Here is a 22,364-nt window from a genome sequence, read left to right as displayed (position 1 = left end):
GACTCAGCGGCGCGTTTCGACGGGCGGCGACGACGCGTCAGCTGTCTTCGAAGCGGTAGCCGAGGCCGCGAACCGTCACGAGCATCCGCGGCTCTGACGGGTTCGCCTCGATGCGCGAGCGGATGCGTTTGATGTGCACGTCGAGCGTCTTCGTGTCGCCGAAGTAGTCGCTCCCCCACACCCGGTCGATCAGCTGACCTCGCGTGAGCACTCGGCCCGCGTTGCGCAGCAGCAGCTCGAGCAGCTCGAATTCCTTCAGCGGCATAGGTGTGTCCACGCCAGACACCGACACCGTGTGGCGGTCGACATCCATGCGCACGGTCCCGGCCTCCAGAACACTGTCGTCGAACGACTCCTCGTCGACTCGGCGGCGCAGCACGGCACGGATGCGCGCCAGCAGCTCCCTGGTGGAGTACGGCTTGGTCACATAGTCGTCGGCACCCAGCTCGAGGCCGACCACGATGTCGATCTCGGAATCCTTCGCCGTGAGCATGATGATCGGAACGGTCGATTGCGCACGGAGGAGCTTGCACACCTCGGTGCCCGGCATGCCGGGCAGCATCAGGTCGAGGAGCACGAGGTCTGCTCCGTCGCGACCGAACTGAGCGATGGCATCCGGCCCGTTGTCGGCGACGCCGACCTCGTATCCCTCGCGGCGCAGCAGGAACGCGAGCGGATCGCTCAGCGACTCCTCGTCTTCCACCAGCAGGATGCGTGTCATCTCGTTCGTTCTCCTTGTGCGGCTTCTTCGGCTTCGGTAGCGAGGTCCGCCGCGTCGGGCGGGCCCGTATTCGGCTCCTGCGGGACGTGTTCGGCCTCGGGAAGGCGGATGGTGAAGGTCGAGCCTCGGCCGGGCTGCGACCAGACGCGCACCTCACCGCCGTGGTTCTGCACCGCGTGCTTGACGATCGAGAGCCCGAGCCCAGTGCCACCGGTGGCTCGGGAGCGTGCCTGGTCCACACGGTAGAAACGCTCGAAGACCCGGCCCAGGTCTTCCGGCGGAATGCCCGGCCCCTGGTCCGTGACGGCGACCTCCACGACGCCGTCGGTGAGACGCGCGCCGATTCCGACCCGGGTCTTGTCGGGCGAATAGCGCACGGCGTTCGAGACGAGATTGTGCACAGCGGTGGTGAGCAGGCTCTCGTCTCCGAAGACGACGGCGTGCGACGCCCGTCCGGTGGCCAGTTCGATGCCGCGCGATTCGGCGAGCACCCGGTTCTGATCGACGGCGGACGCCACCACCTCGTCGATCGACACGCGCTCGGCGTGCGGCACGATCTCCGCAGCCTGCAACCGGGAGAGGTCGATGATGTCCTGTGTCAGGCGGGCGAGACGGGCTGCCTCCGAGGTGAGGCGGGCCGCGAAGTGCCGCACCTGCTCCTGATCGTCCGGCGCGCTCGCCAGCGCCTCTGCCAGCACGCTGATCGCTCCGATCGGCGTCTTCAACTCGTGGCTGATGTTGGCGACGAAGTCGCGCCTCACCTGCTCAAGGCGCACCGCCTCCGTGCGGTCATCCGCCAGCAGCAGGATGTAGCGGGATCCCAGTCGCGCGACGCGCACTGTGAGCTGCACGGTGGCATCCCCCAGCGTGCTGCGAGCGAGATCGAGATCTTCTGCCACCGGTTCTCCCGTGCGGCGCACCTCGTCGACGAGTTCCACCATGCGCGGCTGGCTGAGTGCGGCGTTCCAGACCAGCCCGAGACTGTACGCACCAGCGGATGCCCGCACCACGTTGTTGCTCGGGTCCACGACGATGCCGGCGGTCGGCAGCGCCTCCAGCACCTGGTCGACCCCGTCGGGAACGGTAGGGCTCACGATCTCGGTGGCGCGGTGACTATGGGACGCCGCCGAGTGCAGCAGCCACACGAATCCGGCCCCGACCACAAGGCCGAGTGCCAGAGACAGCAGCACCAACCAGGTGGAGTCCATGCCAGAAGGCTACCGGTGCGCGCCGAGTGGTCCCGGCCGCAGAACCCCCTGATGGGGCCCGATTCGCGCAATGTTCGGGCATCCGACACCGACCGTTAACCTGGCACCGGGAGCATGGCCGCAACGACCGGATCGACCGGTCGTTCGGCGTGCCGCCGGGGAGGATGGACATTCCATGCGTGACGTTTTCCAGCACGAGATGCGCGAGGTGCAGGACCGCCTCGTCGAGATCGCCGAGCTCGTCGTCGTCTCCATCCGAAACGCCACTCAGGCGTTCAACGACGGAGACGTCGCACTGGCCGAGACCGTCATCCAGAACGATGCGCGCATCGATGCGCTGACGGTGGTGCTCGACGAGCTGTCGATCCAGATCCTGGCCAGGCAGAACCCTGTCGCCCGGGATCTGCGCATCGTGGTGAGCGCGCTGCGCATCAGCGCGTCGCTGGAGCGGATGGGCGACATGGCCGAGCACATCGCCCAGCTCGCACGCTACCGCTTTCCCGACAAGGTGGTCCCGAAGAGCCTGCGCGGCACGTTCAAGGAGATGGGGCGCCTCGATGTGCTCATCGCGGAGCGCCTCGTCGAGTTGCTCCGCACCCAGGATCCGCGGGTGGCCGACGAGTTGCGCAACCAGGACGACGAGATCGACGAACTGCACGCGAGCGTCTTCGACAAGGTTCTCGGGGAGACGTGGAAGGGTGCGACGGTCGACACCGTCGATGCCACGCTGGCGTCGCGATACCACGAAAGGTTCGCGGACCACGCTGTGTCGATCGCGAAGAAGGTGCAGTACCTCGTGACCGGAGACTGGGTGCCTGAAGCGTCCTGAGAGAGGGCGCTACTTCGCCGCGCCCTGAGCTGCTACCGCTGCAGCACCGGCCGCGGCGGCCTCCGGGTCGAGATACTCGCCATGACCGAGCGGCATGAAGTCGTCGCCGAGCCGGTACACGAGCGGGATGCCGGTGGGAATGTTCAGCTCGGCGATCTCGTCGTCGCCGATGCCGTCCAGATGCTTGACGAGCGCGCGCAGCGAGTTGCCGTGCGCCGTGACGAGCACGGTCTTGCCGGCCGCAAGGTCGGGCACGATATCCGACTGCCAGTACGGCAGCATGCGGGCGATGACGTCTTTCAGGCACTCCGTGCGCGGCATCTGAACGTTCGTGAGGTCGGCGTAACGCGGGTCGCCCACCTGCGACCACTCAGCGTCGTCGGGCAGCGGGGGCGGCGGAACGTCGAACGATCGGCGCCAGAGCATGAACTGCTCGTCGCCGTACTTCTCCTTCGTCTCTGCCTTGTCGAGGCCCTGCAGCGCGCCGTAGTGCCGCTCGTTGAGGCGCCAGGAACGCCGCACCGGGATCCAGAGGCGGTCAGCGGTCTCGAGTGCGAGGTTCGCCGTCTGGATCGCTCTGGTGAGCACGGAGGTGTGCAGCACCTCGGGCAGCAGCCCCTCGGAGGCGAGCAGCTCCCCCGCGTGCGCCGCCTCGGTGCGTCCCTTCTCGGACAGTCGCACGTCGACCCAGCCGGTGAAGAGGTTCTTCTGGTTCCACTCGCTCTCGCCGTGGCGCAGCAGTATCAGGGTGTAGGGGGATGGCATGCCCCAAGTTTAACGGGGCCGCGTGACGGCGCCGAGCCGCGGGATGCGCGGCACGTGCGCTTCGGCGCCGGCGTCCGTCGGCACGATGGTCTCCTGGGCGGCCGCCACCGCTCCGTCTGACGTGCGCACGGTCAGATCGAGCGCCGGGTCCGTCGAGCGCTTCACCACGGCGAGCGCGATCGGCCCGAGCTCGTGGTGAACCGCAGACGACGTCACGCGCCCGACGACGGCGTCCCCGGCAAGCACCTCGGCGCCGGCAGGCACCGCGATGCCCTCCGAGCCGTCCAGGTGCAGGAACACCAGCCTGCGCGGCGGGTGTCCCAGGTTGTGCACCTTCGCGATGGTCTCCTGGCCGCGGTAGCAGCCCTTGTTCAGGTGCACTGCGGTGCGCAGCCAATCCAGTTCGTGCGGAATGGTGCGCTCGTCCACCTCGGCGGTCAGGCGGGGTCGCCATGCGGCGATGCGCAGCGCCTCGGCCGCCAGCGTCCCGGCCGCCTGCACCTGGCCGGATGCGGCCCGCTGCACGAGCACATCGAGGGCATCCCGTGGAACGAGCGTCTCCGCCCAGCGGTATGCCACGCCGGGATGCTCCTGGCCGGCTTGCTCGGGATGCGCGTACTGATGTCCGCCGGCGACGACCGACGGCCATGGGTCACGCCACTGCAGACGCACGCCGTTCGCCGACGCCGCTGCGGTCTCGAGCACGGTGGATGCCTGCGTTGCCGAAGCACCGTCATCCGGACCCTCGAAGCTGCCGAGGGTGGCGAAGTCGTTCGTGCGGTCCACCGGCTCGACGCGCAGCATGAAGCGCATCTTCTGCAGGAAGTCGAGCACGGCATCGGTGTCGGAGTGCTCGACGAGCAACCAGGTCGTCTCGCCATCGTCGACGACGTGCAGCGCGTGCTCGATGTGGCCGGCCGGGTCGAGGAGCAGTGCCTCGGCCGACTCGCCGGGCGCGAGATTGCGCAGCGACTGGCTGCTCATGGAGTCCAGCCAGCTCAGCCGATCGCCGCCGGAGACCGCGATGACGCCGCGAGTGGAGAGGTCGACGAGCGCATCACCGCGCTGCAGTACGCGCTGTTCGGTCAGCGGGTTCCCGTAGTGCGCGGCAACGCCTGGGTCGGATGTCTCGTCGCCTGCGGCCACAGCAGCCGGGAGCGCGAGGAATGGGGAGGCAGTCACTTCGTACCGGCTTCGGGTCCGGCCGCTGCCTCGTCGGCTGCCGAGTTCGCCGGGGCGGCGCCTGCGAGATCGGTGCGGGCGAGCCGGGCGGACGCGTGGGTGCGCAGGTCCTGGCCGAGTGCGGCGATGTCCCACGCCCAGAGCAGATGCGATTCGACCAGGCCGTAAAGCCGGGTGGCAGCCGAATAGTCCTTGGCGCCGGAGGTGCGCAGCACGGCATCCGTCGCGAGATCGATGCGGGGGCCCTTCACCTGTCCCACGTAGAGCTCGGAGATGCCGTCGGGATGGAGGATCTGCGCCTCGATCTCGAACGCGCCCGCCGACGTGCGGAGCGTCTCGACCGACTGCGCGGTGTCGAAGGGTCGCGTGTCGGAGCCCGGGAGGAGCCCGGGGCCGGCGTCTTCCGGCAAGAGCGTGCGGCTGAGGCGCCAGTAGCCGAGCTCGGTCGCCAGCGGCGTCAGCTGCTCGTCGAGCAGCCACGTGTAGGAGCTGTAGTTCAGCGCGGGGAGTCCGTCGTGACTGAAGCTGATGCGCTGCCCGAACTCGCGCTCGACGTGCTCGTCGCCGATCGCGTAGTCGAGCACGCCGGTGCCCTCCCAGACTCCGAGGAGCCACGAGAGCGGAACGAGCTCCGCGGGGAGCCCTTCTGGGATGGAGATCAGCGCTGGCCCCGGAACAGGTTGTAGACGACCAGAACCGAGACGCCGGCGATCGCGAGCACTGCCAGCGACAGCAGGCCGACGAACACGAGCTCGAGGGTGACAAGCATGTGTTTCAGTCTACGAGGTCACCCGGCCACGGCGGCGCGCACGGTTCACGCATGCACCAGCGCGAGCACCAGTGTTGCGACCGCCAGGATGACGAAAGCCCCGGCAAGGCTCGTGCCCATGCGGATGACGAATCCGTGCTTCTCCTGCGTCGCCAGCTGAATGCACATGGAGACGAGTACGGCGCCGGCCATGGCGATGCCGAGCCATCCGAGGTAGGCGTGCGTGCCGGCGAACGCTCCGATCAGCACGGCGGCGATGAGGGAGGCGACCCAGACGCCCACGACCGAGGTCCACCGCATGGTCGGGGTGAGTGTTTCGCCGGTCACCCGACCATTGTCCCTCGCGACGATAGGATCGGGATACTTCTCAACCGGGCGGGAGGTCGCGTGGCTCAACTGTTGGTGCTCACGCCCACGCCCGCGAACGAGGTGCTCGCCTCACTCGGATTGCTCTCGCATCGGGTACGGCAGGTCGCGGCGGACACGTCGTCGCTGCTGAACGCATCGTCGTGCGACCTGATCTTCCTCGACGCCCGGCGCGACCTGGTGGGTGCGAAGGCCCTGAGCAAGATCCTCGCCTCCACGGGTAACGCCGTGCCCGTCGTGCTGGTGCTGACCGAGGGCGGACTCACGGCGGTGACCGGCGACTGGGGTGCTGACGACGTGATCCTGGAAGGGGCCGGTCCCGCCGAGGTCGATGCGCGCATCCGTCTGGCCATCGAGCGACGCTCGAACGACCCGGCGCAGTCGAAGATCCAGGCATCGGGCGTGACGATCGACGAGGCGAGCTACTCCGCGAAGGTGCACGGGCGTCCGCTCGACCTCACGTTCAAGGAGTTCGAGCTGCTGCGCTTCCTGGCCACGCATCCGGCCCGCGTGTTCACGCGCGAGCAGCTGCTCAGCGAGGTGTGGGGGTACGACTACTTCGGCGGAACACGCACGGTCGACGTGCACGTGCGGCGCCTGCGCGCCAAGCTCGGCGACTCGGAGTCGCTGATCGGTACGGTGCGCAACGTGGGCTACCGGTTCAACGTCGTCGACGACGAGGACGCCTGAGCGCGTGTCGTCGAGGTCGGACGACGTGGCGGACGCCCTGGCGGTGGCCGACGCCGCGTTGCGTCACGACGGCACCGACCCGTTCAACGAGCAGACCCGGCTCGACCTCGCGTCCGGACGTCGGGCGGTGCACGTCGCCCGGCACGGCGGCGACCCGGTGGCAGCCGCGGCCACCGGGAACGGCGAACTCGATCTCGTCGTCGAGCCCAGGGCTCGCGGGCGCGGGGTCGGAACCGCGCTGCTGGAGTCGCTGCTTCCCGAACTGGAACCGGATGTCTCCGCCTGGTCGCACGGCGATCATCCTGCCGCCCGCGCCCTCGCGGCCGGCCACGGCTTCGACCTCGTGCGCACGCTGCTGCGGCTGCGGCTGCCGTCTCTGGAACCGGTGGCGGGCACGGAACCGCAGGCGGGCATCCGTGTCGAGGAGTTCGATCCCCGGACGGATGCCGCGGACTGGCTGGCGCTGAACGCCCGCGCGTTCGCGTCGCATCCGGAGCAGGGGCGGATGAGCGCCGGCGACCTCGCCGAGCGCGAGGCGGAGCCATGGTTCGACCCCGCCGACTTCCTGGTTGCCAGGGACGCGTCGGGCCGGATGCTCGGCTTCCACTGGATGAAGCTCGAGCCGCACACGGGCGAGGGCGAGGTGTACGTGCTCGGCGTCGACCCCGATGCGGCGGGCCGCGGCCTTGGAAGGCTCCTGCTGGCCGAGGGCCTTGAGAGGATGCGCGCCAAGGGCGTGGCCTCGGCATCCCTCTACGTGGAGGGCGACAACGAGCCTGCCCTGGCGCTGTACCGCAGTGTCGGTTTCGTCGACGATGCGGTGGATGTGCAGTTCCGCCGAGTGTCCGCACGGTAACCGCCCGGGGCTTAACCTCCCGTTTTCCCACGGTGCCATGATGAGTGGATGGACGGCGAGGACACCCTGATCGGCACCGGGCTGAGCCCCGAGTTCGACGACGACTTCGAGCAGCCGTGGAATCCCGACCTCGATCCGAGCCTGCCGCCCGACCGCTACCTCGACCGTGAGGTGAGCTGGCTCGCGTTCAACCAGCGGGTGCTGGAGCTGGCCGAGGATCCTCTGGTGCCCGTACTCGAGCGCACCAACTTCCTCGCCATCTTCGCGACCAATCTCGACGAGTTCTTCATGGTGCGCGTCGCCGGTCTGAAGCGGCGCATCCTCACCGGACTCGCGGTGCAGACCAACACCGGCACGGCCCCGGTGGACGTGCTCGCCGACGTCTCCGAGAAGGCGCACGAACTCCAGGTGCGCCATGCCGAGGCATACCGCGACGGCGTGATGCCCGCGCTCGCCGATGCCGGGATCTCGATCGCGACCTGGGACAGCCTCGACGCTGCCGACCGCGAGCAGATGCGCGACATCTTCTCGCGGCAGATCTTCCCAGTGCTGATGCCACTCGCGGTTGATCCGGCGCATCCGTTCCCCTACATCTCCGGGCTCTCGCTGAACCTGGCGATCCGGGTGCGCAACTCGAAGACCGGTAAGGAGCAGTTCGCCCGGCTTAAGGTGCCGACGATGCTGCCGCGGTTCGTGCGCATCGACCAGCGCGAGTCGATCGGGCAGATGCGGTTCATCATGCTCGAGGACCTGATAGCCCACCATCTGGGCGACCTGTTCCCCGGGATGGAGGTTCTGGCGCACCACGTGTTCCGCGTGACGCGGAACGAGGATGTCGAGATCGACGAGGACGAGACCGAGAACCTCATCCAGGCGCTGGAGCGCGAGCTGCTGCGCCGCCGGTTCGGCCCGCCGATCCGGCTCGAGGTCTCGAAAGACATGGATCCGATCACGCTCGACCTGCTCGTGCGTGAGCTCGACATCACCGAGCAGGAGGTCTACCGGCTGCCCGCGCCGCTCGACCTCGGCGGCCTCTTCGAGCTGAGCCGCATCGAGCGCCCGGAGCTGCACTATCCGAACCACGTGCCGACGACGCCCGCGCAGCTGATGCCGCGTGAGCCCAACGCGAAACCGGATGTCTTCGCCTCGATCGCGCGCGGCAACATCCTGCTGCACCACCCCTACGAATCGTTCGCGACGAGTGTTCAGGCGTTCCTGGAGCAGGCGGCGAACGACCCTCACGTGCTGGCCATCAAGCAGACCCTCTATCGCACGAGCGGCGACAGCCCCATCGTCGAGGCGCTCATCGACGCGGCCGAGCGCGGCAAGCAGGTGCTTGCGCTGGTGGAGATCAAGGCCCGGTTCGACGAGCAGGCGAACATCGAGTGGGCGCGCAAGCTCGAGAAGGCCGGCGTGCACGTCGTCTACGGGCTCGTCGGCCTCAAGACGCACTGCAAGCTCGCGCTCGTCGTGCGCGAGGAGAACGGGGTGCTCCGGCACTACAGCCACATCGGCACCGGGAACTACAACCCGAAGACGTCGCGGATCTACGAGGATCTCGGCCTGCTCACCGCCGACGACCAGGTGGGCAAAGATCTCACGCGACTCTTCAACGAGCTCTCCGGCTACGCCATCGAGAAGAAGTTCAAACGCCTTCTGGTCGCCCCGCTGCACCTGCGCAAGGGCCTCATCAAGGCGATCGAGAACGAACGCGCCAACGCGGAAGCGGGGCGACCGAGCGGCATCCGCATCAAGGTGAACTCGATCGTCGATGAGGCGATCATCGACGCGCTCTACCGGGCGAGCCGGGCGGGTGTGCCTGTTGATCTCTGGGTGCGCGGCATCTGCGGGCTGAAGGCCGGGCAAGAGGATTACAGCGCGAACATCCGGGTGCGCTCGATCCTCGGCAGGTACCTGGAGCACTCGCGCATCTTCGCGTTCCAGAACGACGGCGAGCCGCAGGTGTACATCGGAAGCGCCGACATGATGCACCGCAACCTGGACCGCCGGGTGGAGACGCTCGTGCGCCTCGTGGATGCTGCGCACATCGCAGAGCTCGACGACCTGTTCGACCGCGCGATGGACGACCGCACGTCATCGTGGTGGCTGACCTCTGACGGCACCTGGGTGCGCCACAGCCTGGATGCGAATGGACAGCCGCTGGACGATCTGCAGAATAGGCTCATGCAGGTGATCTCGCACCGACAGCGCACGGGCAGCCGCCGGTGACCGAAACGGTCATCTATGCCGGCGGCGCGGTCTGCTGGCGCCTCATCGACGGCACCCCACACATCCTGGTCGTGCACCGGGCGAAGTATGCCGACGTGACCCTGCCCAAGGGCAAGGTCGACCCGGGCGAGTCCCTCCCGCAGGCGGCGCAGCGCGAAGTTCTCGAGGAGACCGGGCTGAAGGTGACGCTCGGCGTGCCGCTCGGCATCACGAACTACATCATCTCCAGCGGTCGCGAGAAGTTCGTGCACTACTGGGCGGCCGAAGTGAGCGAAAAGGCCGTGCACGCCTCCACGTTCGTGCCGAACGACGAGATCGCCGCCATCGAGTGGGTGCCGCTTAAGCGCATCCGCAAGTACCTCAGCTACGAACGCGACGCGGAGATCGTCGCGCAGTGGGCGGCGCTCTACGACGAGGGCGTCACGAAGACGTTCGCGCTCGTCGTGCTGCGGCACGCGAAGGCCACCTCGAGGTCGCACTGGAGCGGCAAGGATGCTCTCCGCCCGCTCACCAAGGTCGGGGTGCAGCAGGCCGCCAGCAACGTGCCCACCATCGCGGCGTGGCGGCCGAAGCGCATCGTCACCTCGTCGGCCGTGCGGTGCGTCGCGACCGTCGCTCCCCTGGCCGCAGCGTTCGGCGTGACCGTGAAGAGAACGACCGCCCTCTCCCAGGATGCCTGGGAATCGGGCACTGCAACAGCGGGCATCCGCGAGGTGGTCGGCAAGCGCGTGCGCGCCCGCAAGACAGCCGTGCTGTGCAGTCACGGGCCGGTGATCCCCGACGTGCTGCGCGAGATCGCACTCGCCACGGGCACCACCATGGGCAGCTACATCAGAGACGCCGCGGCGCTCGAGGTGGGCGAGTACTCCGTGGTGCACCTGTCGAAGAGCAACCCGGCTTCGGGCATCATCGCGATCGAGACGCACAGCCCCCGGCAGTAGCCGCCCGCCGTTCACCTGTCGTTCACCGCGAGGCGGGATTCTGGTCACGCCCCGCACATATCTTCGCTCCCGGGCGGCCATCCGGCGCTCCCCCACATCCCGAAGGGAACACAGTGAAGTTCAACAAAGCAGCCGCGGTCGGCACGGTCGCGCTGGCATCAGCGCTCGCGCTCACCGCCTGCTCCACGGGCGGCGGCAACGCGAGCAGCACCAGCTCGTCGGCATCCTCCGCGTCGGCGGCGGACTACAGCTCGCTCTCCGGCACCATCACGGCCGGCGGCTCGAGCGCTCAGGCCAATGTGCAGGCCGCATGGACGGCCGCATTCCAGGCGCAGGCGGGCGGCGTCAAGGTGAACTACGACAAGTCGCAGGGATCCGGCGGCGGCGTGACCAACTGGCTGAACGGCAGCTACGACTTCGCGGGAACAGACGCGGCCCTTTCCGCGGAGCAGTTCGCGCAGGCGAAGACGACGTGCGGTCCGGACGGCGCGGTCAACATCCCCGTGTATCTGTCCGGCGTCTCGATCGTCTACAAGCTCGACGGGGTGTCGAAGCTGAGCCTCGACGCGAAGACGATCGCGTCGATCTTCGCCGGCAAGATCACCGCCTGGAACGACCCGGCGATCACGGCACTGAACAGCGGCGTCACCCTTCCGGCGACTCCGATCTCCGTGGTGCACCGCTCGGATGGTTCCGGCACGACAGCCAACTTCACCACGTATCTGCACCAGCAGGCACCGTCGGTCTGGACGTGGGATGCGGGCACCGCCTGGCCGAACAGCGTCGGCAGCGGACAGCAGGGCGGCTCGGGCGTCGTGAACACCGTCGAGGCGGGCAACGGCACGATCGGCTACGCAGACCAGAGCTCGATCGGCAACGCCACTCAGGCATCCATCGAGGTCGGCTCGACCGGAAAGTTCGTGAAGTACAGCGAAGCAGCGGCGACGAAGGCCCTCGATCAGTCGGGTCAGATCACGCCGCAGGGCGACGGTGACCTGACCGTCAAGATCGACACCACGAAGATCACCGACACGAGCGCCTATCCGATCCCGCTCCTCTCGTACGACGTCGTCTGCAAGAGCTTCAAGAACGCCGACCAGGGCAAGCTCACATCCGCCTACCTCGGCTTCGTCGTGAGCAAGACCGGTCAGCAGGTCGGGGCCAAGAACGCCGGCTCGGCTCCTCTGCCCGACTCGTTCCTCACGAAGGCCGCGAAGACTCTCGCTGCCGTGAAGTAACCGCCTTCGCGAATCGCGACAACCGGCATCCGACCATTCCGTTCCGACCGTCAGAAAGAGTGAAGTGACAGACAATACCGCTGTGCGATCACCTCTGGCGAACGTGTCCGAGAATCGGTCGGATGCCGGCCGGCACCCGGATGGCCCCCGGACCACCTCCCGGGGAACGAAGGTCAAGGCGCGCCCGGCCGACCGCATCTTCCGCTTTCTGAGCACCGGTTCCGCCGGCCTGATCATGGTGATCCTGGCCGGCGTCGCCCTGTTCCTCATCATCAAGGCCGCCCCGGCGATCGGAGCCAACTGGAGCTCCCCCGATCTCGCGGCTGGCACCACACAGGGACACTCGTCGTTCTGGGCGTACGTCGGCCCGCTGATCTGGGGCACGCTGTTCTCCGCGTTGATCGCGCTCGTGCTCGGCACACCCGTGGCGATCGGCATCGCGCTGTTCATCTCGCACTACGCGCCCCGCAGACTCGCCAGCGTGCTCGGCTACCTGGTCGACCTGCTCGCCGCCGTGCCCTCCGTGGTGTTCGGCCTCTGGGGCATCTTCATCATCAGGCCGTTCCTGATTCCGTTCCAGGACTGGCTGAACCAGTACCTGGGCTGGATCCCGCTGTTCTCCGGGCCGGTCTCGCATACCGGCTCGACCATGCTCGCCGGTGGCATCGTGCTGGCCGTCATGATCCTGCCGATCATCACGTCGATCGCGCGCGAGATCTTCCTGCAGACGCCCCGGTTGCACGAAGAGGCGGCACTCGCTCTCGGATCCACCCGCTGGGAGATGATCCGGCTAGCCGTCTTCCCGCACGCTTTCAGCGGCATCGTCAGCGCCACCCTCCTCGGGCTCGGCCGTGCACTCGGCGAGACCATGGCGATCGCGATGATCATCTCGCCGTCGCTGATCTTCTCGGTGCGCATCATCACCGACACCATGAACTCGCAGACCATTGCAGCGAATATCGCGAACAACTTCCCCGAGTCGAACCCGCTGCAACGGGAAGCCCTGATCGCCACCGGCCTCGCACTCTTCGTCATCTCCTTCGGCGTGAACTTCGTCGCGCGCTGGATCGTGGCACGCACCGGCGCAGGCAACCGGCGTCGCATCAAGCGCGCAGCCGCACAGGCCAGCAAGGAGGCCGCTGAAGCATGACCGCCACCGTCGTGCAGAACCGCCGCAACCAACAGGGCCCTGCGCGGAACGGCCGCAGCCCACGCGGCCCGGTGCCCAACGCGCTCACCTCCGCACAGTTGCCGCGCTTCGCCGAGCTGTACACGCTGGCCGGTGCGCTCGCGGTGAGCGCTGCCGTGCTCGCCATGATCGGCTTCAGCATCGTCGGCTGGCTGGTGCTGAGCGCTGTGGTGTATCTGGTGGGCTTGGGCATCCTCTCCACGGTCGTCGAGAACCGGCGCAAGGCGACGGACCGGGTCATCCGGGGACTGGTGACGATCGCGTTCCTGCTGGCGCTCATCCCGCTGGTCTCGACGCTCATCACCGTGATCGTGGGCGGCGCACCCGCGCTCACCTGGGACTTCATCACCAAGACCGGCGGGAGCGTTTTCGACCCGAAGACGCTCAAGGTCACGGTCGTCACCGGTGCCCTTCAGGCCATCGTCGGCACACTCGTCATCACCGGGATCGCTGCCGTGATCTCGATTCCGATCGGAATCATGGCCGCGATCTACCTGGTCGAGTATGCGCAGCCGAAGCAGTGGATGGCTCGCACCGTCACGTTTCTCGTCGACGTGATGACGGGCATCCCCTCCATCGTCGCGGGCCTGTTCGCCTTCTCGCTCTTCACGCTGGTCGTCGGGCCCAAGGCGTTCAGCGGGTTCTCGGCGTCGGTGGCGCTGTCGGTGCTGATGATCCCGATCGTGATCAGGTCGACGGAGGAGATGCTGAAACTCGTCTCCAGCGAGCTCCGCGAAGCGTCCTACGCGCTCGGCGTGACCAAGTTCGCGACCATCACCCGGATCGTGCTGCCGACCGCCATCGCCGGCATCATCACGGGCGTGATGCTCGCCATCGCGCGAGTGATCGGCGAGACCGCGCCCATCTTCATCGCGGCGAGCTTCACCGACAATTTCAACGCCAACCCGTTCAACGGGCCGATGCAGTCTCTCGCCGTGATGGTCTACACCAACTACAAGTTCCCGTCGCAGGACATAGCGTCGTCGTACCAGTCCGCGTGGGGTGCCGCACTGTTGCTGGTGATCCTCGTGGTCATCCTGAACCTCGTCGCCCGCGTCGTCGCCAAGGTGTTCGCCCCCAAGGGCCTGCGTTAGCGACCGTTAGAAACCCGAACAGGAGCAAGCGTGTCCAAGCGCATCAACGTGAACGACCTCAACGTGTACTACGGCGACTTCCTCGCCGTCGAGGGCGTGAGCATGACCATCGAGCCGCGCACCGTCACGGCATTCATCGGGCCGAGCGGATGCGGCAAGTCCACGTTTCTGCGCACCCTGAACCGCATGCACGAGGTGATCCCCGGCGCGCATGTCGAGGGCGAGGTGCTCATCGACGGCGACAACCTCTACGCGCCAGGCGTCGATCCCGTGCTGGTGCGCCGGCAGGTGGGCATGGTTTTCCAGCGGGCCAACCCGTTCCCCACAATGACGATCCGCGACAACGTGCTGGCCGGGGTCAAGCTGAACAACCGGCGGATGTCCAAGACCGACCAGGACGACCTCGTAGAGGAGTCCCTCCGCGGAGCGAACCTGTGGAACGAGGTGAAGGACCGGCTGCACCTTCCCGGCTCCGGTCTCTCCGGAGGCCAGCAGCAGCGTCTCTGCATCGCGCGCGCGATCGCCGTCTCTCCTGACATCCTGCTCATGGACGAGCCCTGCTCGGCCCTCGATCCGATCTCCACGCTCGCCATCGAGGATCTCATCGAGGAGCTGAAGAAGGAGTACACCATCGTCATCGTCACGCACAACATGCAGCAGGCGACCCGGGTGTCGGACCGCACTGCCTTCTTCAACATCGCCGGCACGGGCAAGCCGGGCAAGCTCATCGAGTACGACGACACGGCGACGATCTTCACGAAGCCGTCGGTGCAGGCGACCGAGGACTACGTGTCCGGTCGATTCGGGTAACGAAGACCAGAATGCCGGGCCGCAGAACGCCTCTCGGCGCGAGGCCGCTCGAAGCGGCGAATGATGGAGCCCGGGGTTACTGCGGCCCGGCCATACGAGTGTAACGAACTCGCACGGCGGGTATTCCCGGCCGAAGGGTCTGCGGTCGGTGACGCTGCGGCGGAGTTACACTCGCAGCCCGATGTCTCCGCACACACGCCTCCCGATCCCGTCGCCGGCGCCGCCTGCCGCGACCGCATCCGCACGCCTGCCCGGACTCGACGGACTGCGTGCGCTGGCCGTCATCGCCGTCATCGCCTATCACTACGTGCCGGCGGCGCTTCCCGGCGGCTTCATCGGCGTCGACGTGTTCTTCGTGATCAGCGGCTTTCTCATCACCTCGCTTCTCATCGGATCCCTCGGGCGTCGCGAGCGGCTGCGTTCGTTCTGGATGCGCCGGGCTCGCCGTCTGCTTCCCGCCCTCGTCGTGCTCGTGCTCGCGTGCTGCACCGCCGCGCTGTTCATAGGGCGGGATGTGCTCGCGCACATCGCTTCGCAGCTGGTCGGAGCGCTCACGTTCAGCAGCAATTGGGTGTACGTCGCACTGGACCAGAGCTACTTCGCACAGGGCTCGCCTCAGCTCTTCCGTAACCTGTGGTCGCTGGCCGTCGAGGAGCAGTTCTACCTGGTCTGGCCGTTGATCGTGCTCGCGCTCGTGGCGTGGATGCCGCGACACGGTCGCGCTGGCGTGCCTTTCGCGCTGGCCGCGGCATCCGTCGTCACCATGGCGGTTCTGTATAGCCCCGGAGCAGATCCCAGCCGTGTCTATTACGGCACCGACACTCATTTCTTCGGGCTGGCGCTGGGCGCGACCCTGGCGTTCGTGCTCGATCGGGCGCGACGCTGGGATCTGTACGGGCAGGAGACCGCCGCCGAACGCCTCACCCGACGCTCTGCACCGGTCGTCGGCGTGCTCGCCCTCGCCGGTCTCATCGTCTACGCGGCGTTCGTGCACGACCGCGACGCCTTCAACTACGACGGCGGCCTGACGCTCGTGTCGGTGCTCACGGTCGCCCTGGTGTGGGCGGCGACAAGGCCGGCCTCCGCGCTCGGTGCGGCACTGGATGTGCGGCCGCTGCGCGCGATCGGCGTTCGCTCGTACGGCCTGTACCTCTGGCATTGGCCCGTGTTCGTGCTTGTCGGTGCCGTCGCATCCACAGCGTCCGTGGGCTCGGCGTCCTGGGCTGTGCCGCCTATCGCGCTGGCGATCAGCGCCGCCGCCACCGCGCTGTCATACCGATTCGTCGAGACACCCATTCGCCGGAGCGGCTTCCGCACGCTCGTCAGACCGTTCACGAGAACATCCCGTGCCCGGCCGGCGCTCTTCGGCGCGGCGTGCGTGGCATGTGCTGCACTGCTGGTCGGTGTGGTCGGCACGTCGGCGGCGGCCGTCGAGGGTATGAGCGGAACGGCCGCCGAGCAGCAGGTCGCGGCCGGTCGGCGCGCGATCGAGCAGGCGCAGCACCACACGCCAACGTCGTCGCCCGCTGGGCATGCCGCTGACGCGGCAGGCGCTCCGGCGTCGTCGGGGCCGACCTCGACGCCGTCACCGACGCCCAGCGCGTCGGGTCCGGCCGCGTCTTCGGATTCGTCGCCTGTCACTGCACCGGCGCCTCGCGACGGAAGCGACATCACAGCGATCGGCGATTCGGTCATGCTCGCCTCTGCGCCCGCTCTGCTCCGCGCGTTCCCGGGTATCGCCATCGACGCCGTGGTCTCGCGCTCCCCGAGGGATGCGCCTGCTCTTCTGCAAGAGAAGGCCGCTGACGGAACGCTCCGCCACACTGTCATCGTCGGCCTCGGCACGAATGGATACCTCGGAACGGGCACCCTGGATCGCGATCTGCAGGCCGTCGGCCCCGGCCGTCGCATCGTGTTCGTGAACATCTATGCGGATCGCCCGTGGCTTGGCGAGGTGAACGGCGATCTCGGCGCGTTCGTCGCGTCGCATCAGCAGACCGCCCTTGCCGACTGGCACGATGCCATCGCAGCTCACCCGGGTTTGCTGTCGCCCGACGGCATCCATCCCGGGTCCGAAGGCGGTGTTCTCTATGCCGAGTGCGTGGCGGCGGCACTCGATCGCTTCTGACGCGATTCGAATGCTCGAATTGCAGTTCTCTCTTGCGGGTTCACTCCAGTGAGTCGCTGCGCCAGAGGCGTGCAGCTGCGGTGAGTTCCGCGGCGAATTCCGAGAAGCGCAGCGCTCGTCTGGTCAGCAGACTCGCGCGCTCAGGCTCGGTCGGCTCCGCGTCGTCGGCGAGGCTCGTGCACCCGGCGGCGCTGACACGGCAGAAGGCGGCGGCGCGTTCGAGTGCGACGGCGAAGTCGCCCTCGAAGACTCCACGCAGGATGCGATCGGCCAGGTCGATGATCTCGCTGGGCCCGGTCGGCGTCTCGGCCCCTGCCACGACGGGATCGATCGACTGCAGCACCTCGGTTCCACGCTGGAACTGCAGGCTCGTCGCGTGCGGATCCTCGCGGATCGCGAGCCGCAGAAGATAGATGCGCCACAGTGCGCCCGGCAGGCTGTGCGCCGCGGCACGGGACCACAGCTCAGCTATCGCGTCGATACCGTTGTCGTCGGTGTACGACACGAGGCGCGAGACGATCTCGGGGTCCGGATGCCTGCGCACCCGCTCGAGCAGCGCCGCCGCGGTCTCGTGCGCCACGCGGCTCGTCTTTGCAGGATCGTCTGCCCCGTGCAGATCGTCGAACCGGAAGCCGGGTAGCTTCGTCGGCTTGTGGTACGGGCGGTTCGAATCGGTCACCCCACAAGGATTCCGCATCTGCCGCGTGGATGCAGGCAGAGCACGGATGTCAAGGGTCTACCCCCGGATGAGGGCCGACGATAGTGTGAAGCGTCATGAACATCCTGCTGATCATCGTGGTCATCGTCGCCGTGATATTGCTCTTCACGGGCGGTTTCGTCTCGGCGGTCAACTGGCTGCTGTGGGTCGGAATCGTTCTGCTGCTCCTGGCCATCATCGCCTGGATCATCCGCGCACTGACCGGGAGCAGGCGCGCCTGACGGGGCAGGAATCCCCCACCGACTAAGGCGGGCGTTGCAGACAGGTGTCGCGGCGCCCGCCTTTACTTGCGGCGGGTAGCTCGTTGCTCCATTCGCCCTCCTCGATGTCAGAGGCGAGGGCTACCTTCGTGGAATCGGGGACGACACGAAGGAACGGCATGGCAGCGGACATGTCCGGAGCGCCAGCGATGGTGCCCCCGGAGAATTACGATATCTCGACCCACCGGTTAAAAGCCGGTTGCTCTGCCTCTGAGCTACGGGGGCCTGGCACAGAGCCGCGCAAGGTGTGCGGAACGTGTTCCGAGTCTAAGGCACTCACGGAATTCAACCGGCGGGCTCGGAGCCCCGACGGTCTGCAATCGGTGTGTCGGGAATGCAATCGAGAGTCTGCTCGCCGGTACTACGCCGCGAACCGGGAAAAGCACATTCAGGTGATTGGCGAGCGGAAGAGGCAACGTCGTAGACAGCTTCAGCGGTTCGTCGCCGAATATCTACGGGCGCATCCGTGCCTCGATTGCGGGGCTACTGATCTGCGAGTGCTCGATTTCGACCACCGTCCGAACGAGATCAAGCGGGAAGCAGTCATGAAGCTTGTCGTTCTCGGCTTCAGCGAGTCCATCGTGATGGCCGAGATCGAAAAGTGCGACGTACGGTGCCGGAACTGCCACGCGATCGTGACGTACGAACGTATGGGCCGCAACTGGCGCACCGAGGCGATGCTGGTCGCCGAGGCGGTCCCGGTCGCCGAGACAGTGCCGGAGAGCCGGTCAACCCCTGAAGCGTGATCACCGGATCCGGTGCGGTTCCTGCCACAGCCGGGAATGATTGCAGGGAGCGGTGCGTTCGACATTCATGCAAACGCATACATCTATGAGCGGCCGGTGTGACCGGTCAACCCTGGAGGGGGACATCCCGATGCAATTCGGCATTTTCTCGGTCAGCGACATCACGCGCGACCCGACGACGGGCGTGACGCCCAGTGAGGCCGAGCGCATCGACGCCACGGTGCAGCTCGCGGTCAAGGCCGAGGAGGTCGGACTGGATGTCTTCGCCATCGGCGAGCACCACAACCCGCCGTTCTTCTCCTCCTCCCCCACGACGTTGCTGTCGCACGTCGCGGCACTGACGAAGCGGCTGATCGTCACGACGTCGACGACGCTCATCACCACGAACGATCCGGTGCGCATCGCCGAGGAGTACGCGATGCTGCAGCACCTCTCCCAAGGCCGCATGGACCTGATGCTCGGCCGCGGCAACACGGCGCCGGTCTACCCATGGTTCGGCCAGGACATCAGGCAGGGCCTGCCTCTCGCGCTCGAACACTACAACCTGCTGCACCGTCTCTGGCGCGAGGACGTCGTGGACTGGGAGGGGCATTTCCGCACACCTCTGCAGGGATTCACGTCGACGCCGCGGCCGCTCGACGACGTGCCGCCGTTCGTGTGGCACGGTTCGATCCGCACCCCGGAGATCGCCGAGCAGGCCGCCTACTACGGCGACGGATTCTTCGCCAACCACATCTTCTGGCCCAAGGAGCACACGCAGCGCATGGTGGAGTTCTACCGCCAGCGCTTCGAGCACTACGGCCACGGCAGCGCCAAGCAGGCCATCGTCGGTCTCGGCGGCCAGACCTACATCGCCAAGACCTCGCAGGAAGCCCGTGACGAGTTCCGCCCGTACTTCGACGAGGCGCCGGTATACGGCAACGGGCCGTCGATGGAGCAGTTCACCGAGAGCACGCCGCTCACGGTGGGATCCCCGCAGGAGGTCATCGACAAGACGCTCGGCTTCCGCGACTATGTCGGCGACTACCAACGCCAGCTCTTCCTCGTCGACCACGCCGGCCTGCCGCTCGGCAAGGTGCTCGACCAGCTCGAACTGCTCGGCGGCGAGGTGGTACCGGTGCTGCGGCGCGAGTTCGAGTCGCTGCGCGACCCCGAGGTTCCGGATGCGCCCACTCACGCGAGCCTGGTGAAGGGCAAGTACGGAGACGCCGAGCCCCGGCAGCCAAGGCCGAATGCGAACCGCGGCGACAATGTGACCGGCGGCTCGCCGTACCAGGACACCGACTCGCTGACCGCCTCGCCGTTCGGGGAGGACTGAGATGGCCGAGCAGAAGACGTTCCGCCTCGCGGTCGTGAACGCGGGCATCAGCGATCCCTCGTCGACGAAGCTGCTCGGCGACCGCATCGCGCAAGCGGTACGGGAGACGGCCGAGCGCCGCGGAAACACGGTGCGCATCACCACTGTGGATCTGCGGGAGCTGCTGCCGGAGTTGTCTGGCGCGCTGGCATCCGGATTGCTGGGCCCCCGGTTCACGGCCGCGGTCGAGGCCCTGCGCGAGGCCGACGGCGTCGTGGCGAGCACTCCCGTCTACAAGGCCGGCCCGAGCGGACTGTTCAGCTCGTTCTTCCAGGTACTCGACAACGATCTGCTGATCGCCAAGCCCGTCGCGCTCGCGGCCACCGCCGGTACCGCCCGGCACGCCCTCGTCGTCGACGAGCAGATGCGGTCGCTGTTCGCGTACCTGCGGGCGCTGAGCGTGCCGACCTCGGTGTTCGCGGCAACCGAGGACTGGCAGGACAAGGCGCTCGGCTCCCGCATCGACCGCGCCGCTTTCGAGCTGCTGCTGCTCATGGAGAGCGGATTCGAGCGCGAGGTGCGCGGTTCGAGCTGGCGCAACTACCAGCACGAGTACGGCAGTGCCGGCGGCACGGAGCTCGCGATCGACCTGAACAGCGACCTCATGAAGCTGGCCACAGGCGGTTCGCTCAAGCCGCGCAACTCTGTGATCGAAGGCATCGACGAGGACTAGCGGCGCCCGGCCCGCGCTCACTATGCTGACCGCATCCTCATAAGAGAGCGCTCTCAGCATGTCTCATCGGCGCTCGAGAGACGATGCGGAGACGAAGGCGACTCGTGACAGGCTCGGATTCCTCGTTCACCGGAGTGAGCAGACGGCAGTTCCTCGGCACCGCGAGTGCCATCGCGATCGGCAGTCTCGGGACCGCCGCTTTGGCGGGCTGCACCTCGTCGCCCAGCGGCTCGAAGGCATCCTGGAGCCCGCCTTCGTCTCCGATGCGATTCCCGAAGGGATACGTGTGGGGTGCGGCGACGAGCGCCTACCAGATCGAGGGCGCCTGGAACGTAGACGGCCGCGGCCCGTCGATCTGGGACACGTTCTCGCAGTCCGGCCTCGGGCGAATCGCCGACGGCTCCACGGGCGACGTCGCCGACGATCACTACCACCGGTGGCGCACCGACCTCGACCTGCTGAAGACACTCGGAGCGGGCGGATCCCGGTTCTCGCTCGCGTGGCCGCGCATCCAGCCGGCGGGATCGGGCGCCGTGAACCAGAAGGGCCTCGACTTCTACAAGCAGCTGATCGCCGGGCTGGCGGAGCGTGGCATCCGCCCCGCGATCACGCTCTACCACTGGGACCTGCCGCAGCCGCTGCAGGATGCCGGCGGCTGGCCGCTGCGCGACACCGCGAATCGGTTCGCCGACTACGCCGACATCGTGTTCGGCACCTTCAAAGACGTCGACGCCGACTGGTACACGCTGAACGAGCCGAAGACGCAGGCGTTCAACGGGTACTGGTACGGCAGCCACGCGCCGGGGATCATGGACCCCAACCAGGCTGCAGCGACAGCGCACCACCAGCTGCTCGCGCACGGGCTCACCGTGCAGTCGTTCACCGCGAACGGCGTCGCCGGCCGGGTCGGACCCGTGCTCAATCTCACGCCCGTGAGCGCGACCGATCCAGCGGCGAAGCTGCAGACATCCAACGTGGATGCCGTGCAGAACCGGCTGTTCCTCGACCCCGTGCTGAAGGGCAGCTACCCGAAGGATGCCATCGGCACCGAGAACGGGCAGCTGCCGGCAGACCCCGACCGTTTCGCCGCGCTCATACGAGACGGCGATCTGAAGACGATCTCCTCCCCCATCAGCGTGCTCGGCGTGAACTACTACGGCGTTGCCGGCGTCGATCTGAACGGGCAGATGGTGCAGATCCACCAGACGTCGGCGGCTAACTGGCAGCAGATCTGGGCGCCGGGACTCTACGAGCTGCTCACCCGCCTCAAGGACGATTACAAGCGCGTGCCGATTGTGATCACCGAGAACGGCGTCCCCGACGACCCGATGCAGAACGGCCTGAACGACACGAAACGCATCGACTACCTGCGCTCGCACTTTCAGCAGGCGGCGCGAGCCATCGACGCGGGCGTCCCGCTCGAGGGCCACTACGTGTGGGCCCTGCTGGACAACTTCGAGTGGGCCGAGGGCTACACGCAGCGCTTCGGGCTCGTGAACGTGGACTATCCGACGCAGAAGCGCACGCCGAAGAAGAGCTTCGAATGGTACAAGAACGTGATCGCGGCCAACGCGGTGGCGCCGGCGTAGTCGCCG

Annotated in this window: 22 protein-coding genes and 1 tRNA gene; 15 read left to right on the top strand and 8 right to left on the bottom strand. The window is 67.3% G+C overall.

The window, feature by feature from the left end:
- Positions 1-37 precede the first annotated feature (37 nt).
- Both ACYVII_RS05500 and ACYVII_RS05495 read right to left on the bottom strand, forming a co-directional pair.
- Complete coding sequence (locus ACYVII_RS05500; protein ID WP_460532230.1) at positions 38-721, bottom strand: response regulator; 684 nt, start codon at positions 719-721, stop codon at positions 38-40.
- Complete coding sequence (locus ACYVII_RS05495; RefSeq protein WP_460532227.1) at positions 718-1,929, bottom strand: sensor histidine kinase; 1,212 nt, start codon at positions 1,927-1,929, stop codon at positions 718-720. The genes ACYVII_RS05500 and ACYVII_RS05495 overlap by 4 nt, the downstream gene beginning before the upstream one ends.
- 175 nt (positions 1,930-2,104) lie before the next feature.
- On the opposite strand from ACYVII_RS05495, the gene phoU reads away from it, so the two are divergent.
- Entirely contained in the window at positions 2,105-2,758 is a 654-nt protein-coding gene (phoU, locus tag ACYVII_RS05490) for a phosphate signaling complex PhoU family protein (RefSeq protein ID WP_460532224.1), read from the top strand.
- Between the two features lie 9 nt (positions 2,759-2,767).
- Here the strand turns inward: phoU and ACYVII_RS05485 are convergent, their stop codons facing one another.
- The 4 genes from ACYVII_RS05485 to ACYVII_RS05470 form a co-directional block, all read right to left on the bottom strand.
- Positions 2,768-3,523, bottom strand: a complete 756-nt coding sequence (locus ACYVII_RS05485; protein ID WP_460532221.1) for a 2,3-diphosphoglycerate-dependent phosphoglycerate mutase — start codon at positions 3,521-3,523, stop codon at positions 2,768-2,770.
- 9 nt (positions 3,524-3,532) lie between these two features.
- Positions 3,533-4,705 (bottom strand): YgfZ/GcvT domain-containing protein, encoded by a 1,173-nt coding sequence (ygfZ, locus tag ACYVII_RS05480; protein ID WP_460532218.1) that lies wholly within the window; start codon positions 4,703-4,705, stop codon positions 3,533-3,535.
- On the bottom strand, positions 4,702-5,367 hold the full coding sequence (locus ACYVII_RS05475) for a heme-binding beta-barrel domain-containing protein (protein ID WP_460532827.1): 666 nt from the start codon (positions 5,365-5,367) through the stop codon (positions 4,702-4,704). The genes ygfZ and ACYVII_RS05475 overlap by 4 nt, the downstream gene beginning before the upstream one ends.
- A 152-nt stretch (positions 5,368-5,519) precedes the next feature.
- Complete coding sequence (locus ACYVII_RS05470) at positions 5,520-5,801, bottom strand: hypothetical protein (protein WP_460532215.1); 282 nt, start codon at positions 5,799-5,801, stop codon at positions 5,520-5,522.
- Positions 5,802-5,861: 60 nt separating this feature from the next.
- Between ACYVII_RS05470 and ACYVII_RS05465 the strand changes: the two genes are divergently transcribed.
- The 9 genes from ACYVII_RS05465 (at position 5,862) to ACYVII_RS05425 (ending at position 17,015) form a co-directional block, all read left to right on the top strand.
- The gene (locus tag ACYVII_RS05465) at positions 5,862-6,530 is read left to right on the top strand and encodes a winged helix-turn-helix transcriptional regulator (protein WP_460532212.1); all 669 of its coding nucleotides are present in this window, start codon (positions 5,862-5,864) and stop codon (positions 6,528-6,530) included.
- 25 nt (positions 6,531-6,555) lie between these two features.
- Positions 6,556-7,386, top strand: coding sequence for a mycothiol synthase (gene mshD / locus ACYVII_RS05460; protein WP_460532209.1), 831 nt, complete (start codon positions 6,556-6,558; stop codon positions 7,384-7,386).
- A 48-nt stretch (positions 7,387-7,434) separates the two neighbouring features.
- Positions 7,435-9,615: a polyphosphate kinase gene (locus ACYVII_RS05455; RefSeq protein ID WP_460532206.1), complete on the top strand. Its 2,181-nt coding sequence runs from the start codon at positions 7,435-7,437 to the stop codon at positions 9,613-9,615.
- Positions 9,612-10,556, top strand: a complete 945-nt coding sequence (locus ACYVII_RS05450) for an NUDIX hydrolase (RefSeq protein ID WP_460532203.1) — start codon at positions 9,612-9,614, stop codon at positions 10,554-10,556. The genes ACYVII_RS05455 and ACYVII_RS05450 overlap by 4 nt, the downstream gene beginning before the upstream one ends.
- A 113-nt stretch (positions 10,557-10,669) precedes the next feature.
- Positions 10,670-11,794 carry a phosphate ABC transporter substrate-binding protein PstS gene (gene pstS / locus ACYVII_RS05445; protein WP_460532199.1) on the top strand — a complete coding sequence of 375 codons (1,125 nt, stop codon included), beginning with the start codon at positions 10,670-10,672 and terminating at the stop codon, positions 11,792-11,794.
- A gap of 82 nt (positions 11,795-11,876) precedes the next feature.
- On the top strand, positions 11,877-12,944 hold the full coding sequence (gene pstC, locus ACYVII_RS05440; RefSeq protein ID WP_460532196.1) for a phosphate ABC transporter permease subunit PstC: 1,068 nt from the start codon (positions 11,877-11,879) through the stop codon (positions 12,942-12,944).
- Positions 12,941-14,077 (top strand): PstA family ABC transporter permease, encoded by a 1,137-nt coding sequence (gene pstA / locus ACYVII_RS05435; protein ID WP_460532193.1) that lies wholly within the window; start codon positions 12,941-12,943, stop codon positions 14,075-14,077. Before pstC ends, pstA begins: the two co-directional genes overlap by 4 nt.
- Positions 14,078-14,107: 30 nt before the next feature.
- Positions 14,108-14,887: a phosphate ABC transporter ATP-binding protein PstB gene (gene pstB, locus ACYVII_RS05430; RefSeq protein WP_440297317.1), complete on the top strand. Its 780-nt coding sequence runs from the start codon at positions 14,108-14,110 to the stop codon at positions 14,885-14,887.
- Between the two features lie 181 nt (positions 14,888-15,068).
- Complete coding sequence (locus ACYVII_RS05425; RefSeq protein ID WP_460532188.1) at positions 15,069-17,015, top strand: acyltransferase family protein; 1,947 nt, start codon at positions 15,069-15,071, stop codon at positions 17,013-17,015.
- Between the two features lie 40 nt (positions 17,016-17,055).
- Here the strand turns inward: ACYVII_RS05425 and ACYVII_RS05420 are convergent, their stop codons facing one another.
- Positions 17,056-17,694: a DNA-directed RNA polymerase subunit beta gene (locus ACYVII_RS05420; protein WP_460532185.1), complete on the bottom strand. Its 639-nt coding sequence runs from the start codon at positions 17,692-17,694 to the stop codon at positions 17,056-17,058.
- A gap of 95 nt (positions 17,695-17,789) precedes the next feature.
- Between ACYVII_RS05420 and ACYVII_RS05415 the strand changes: the two genes are divergently transcribed.
- Positions 17,790-17,954, top strand: a complete 165-nt coding sequence (locus ACYVII_RS05415; RefSeq protein WP_460532182.1) for a cytochrome c-type biogenesis protein — start codon at positions 17,790-17,792, stop codon at positions 17,952-17,954.
- Between the two features lie 189 nt (positions 17,955-18,143).
- On the opposite strand, the gene ACYVII_RS05410 is transcribed toward ACYVII_RS05415, so the two are convergent.
- Positions 18,144-18,218, bottom strand: a tRNA-Lys gene (locus tag ACYVII_RS05410).
- 167 nt (positions 18,219-18,385) lie between these two features.
- Here ACYVII_RS05410 and ACYVII_RS05405 point away from each other — a divergent pair.
- The 4 genes from ACYVII_RS05405 to ACYVII_RS05390 all read left to right on the top strand — a co-directional run bounded on the left by ACYVII_RS05405 (position 18,386) and on the right by ACYVII_RS05390 (position 22,358).
- Entirely contained in the window at positions 18,386-18,739 is a 354-nt protein-coding gene (locus ACYVII_RS05405) for a hypothetical protein (RefSeq protein ID WP_460532180.1), read from the top strand.
- A 130-nt stretch (positions 18,740-18,869) separates the two neighbouring features.
- Positions 18,870-20,057, top strand: coding sequence for an LLM class flavin-dependent oxidoreductase (locus tag ACYVII_RS05400; protein WP_460532177.1), 1,188 nt, complete (start codon positions 18,870-18,872; stop codon positions 20,055-20,057).
- Between the two features lies 1 nt (position 20,058).
- Positions 20,059-20,769 carry an NADPH-dependent FMN reductase family protein gene (locus ACYVII_RS05395; protein ID WP_460532174.1) on the top strand — a complete coding sequence of 237 codons (711 nt, stop codon included), beginning with the start codon at positions 20,059-20,061 and terminating at the stop codon, positions 20,767-20,769.
- 104 nt (positions 20,770-20,873) lie between these two features.
- Complete coding sequence (locus ACYVII_RS05390) at positions 20,874-22,358, top strand: glycoside hydrolase family 1 protein (RefSeq protein ID WP_460532171.1); 1,485 nt, start codon at positions 20,874-20,876, stop codon at positions 22,356-22,358.
- Positions 22,359-22,364 lie beyond the last annotated feature (6 nt).

The sequence above is a fragment of the Humibacter ginsengiterrae genome, assembly GCF_054780115.1.
Note: the sequence above shows the minus strand (reverse complement) of the source record. Positions and strands in the feature narration are given on the sequence as shown.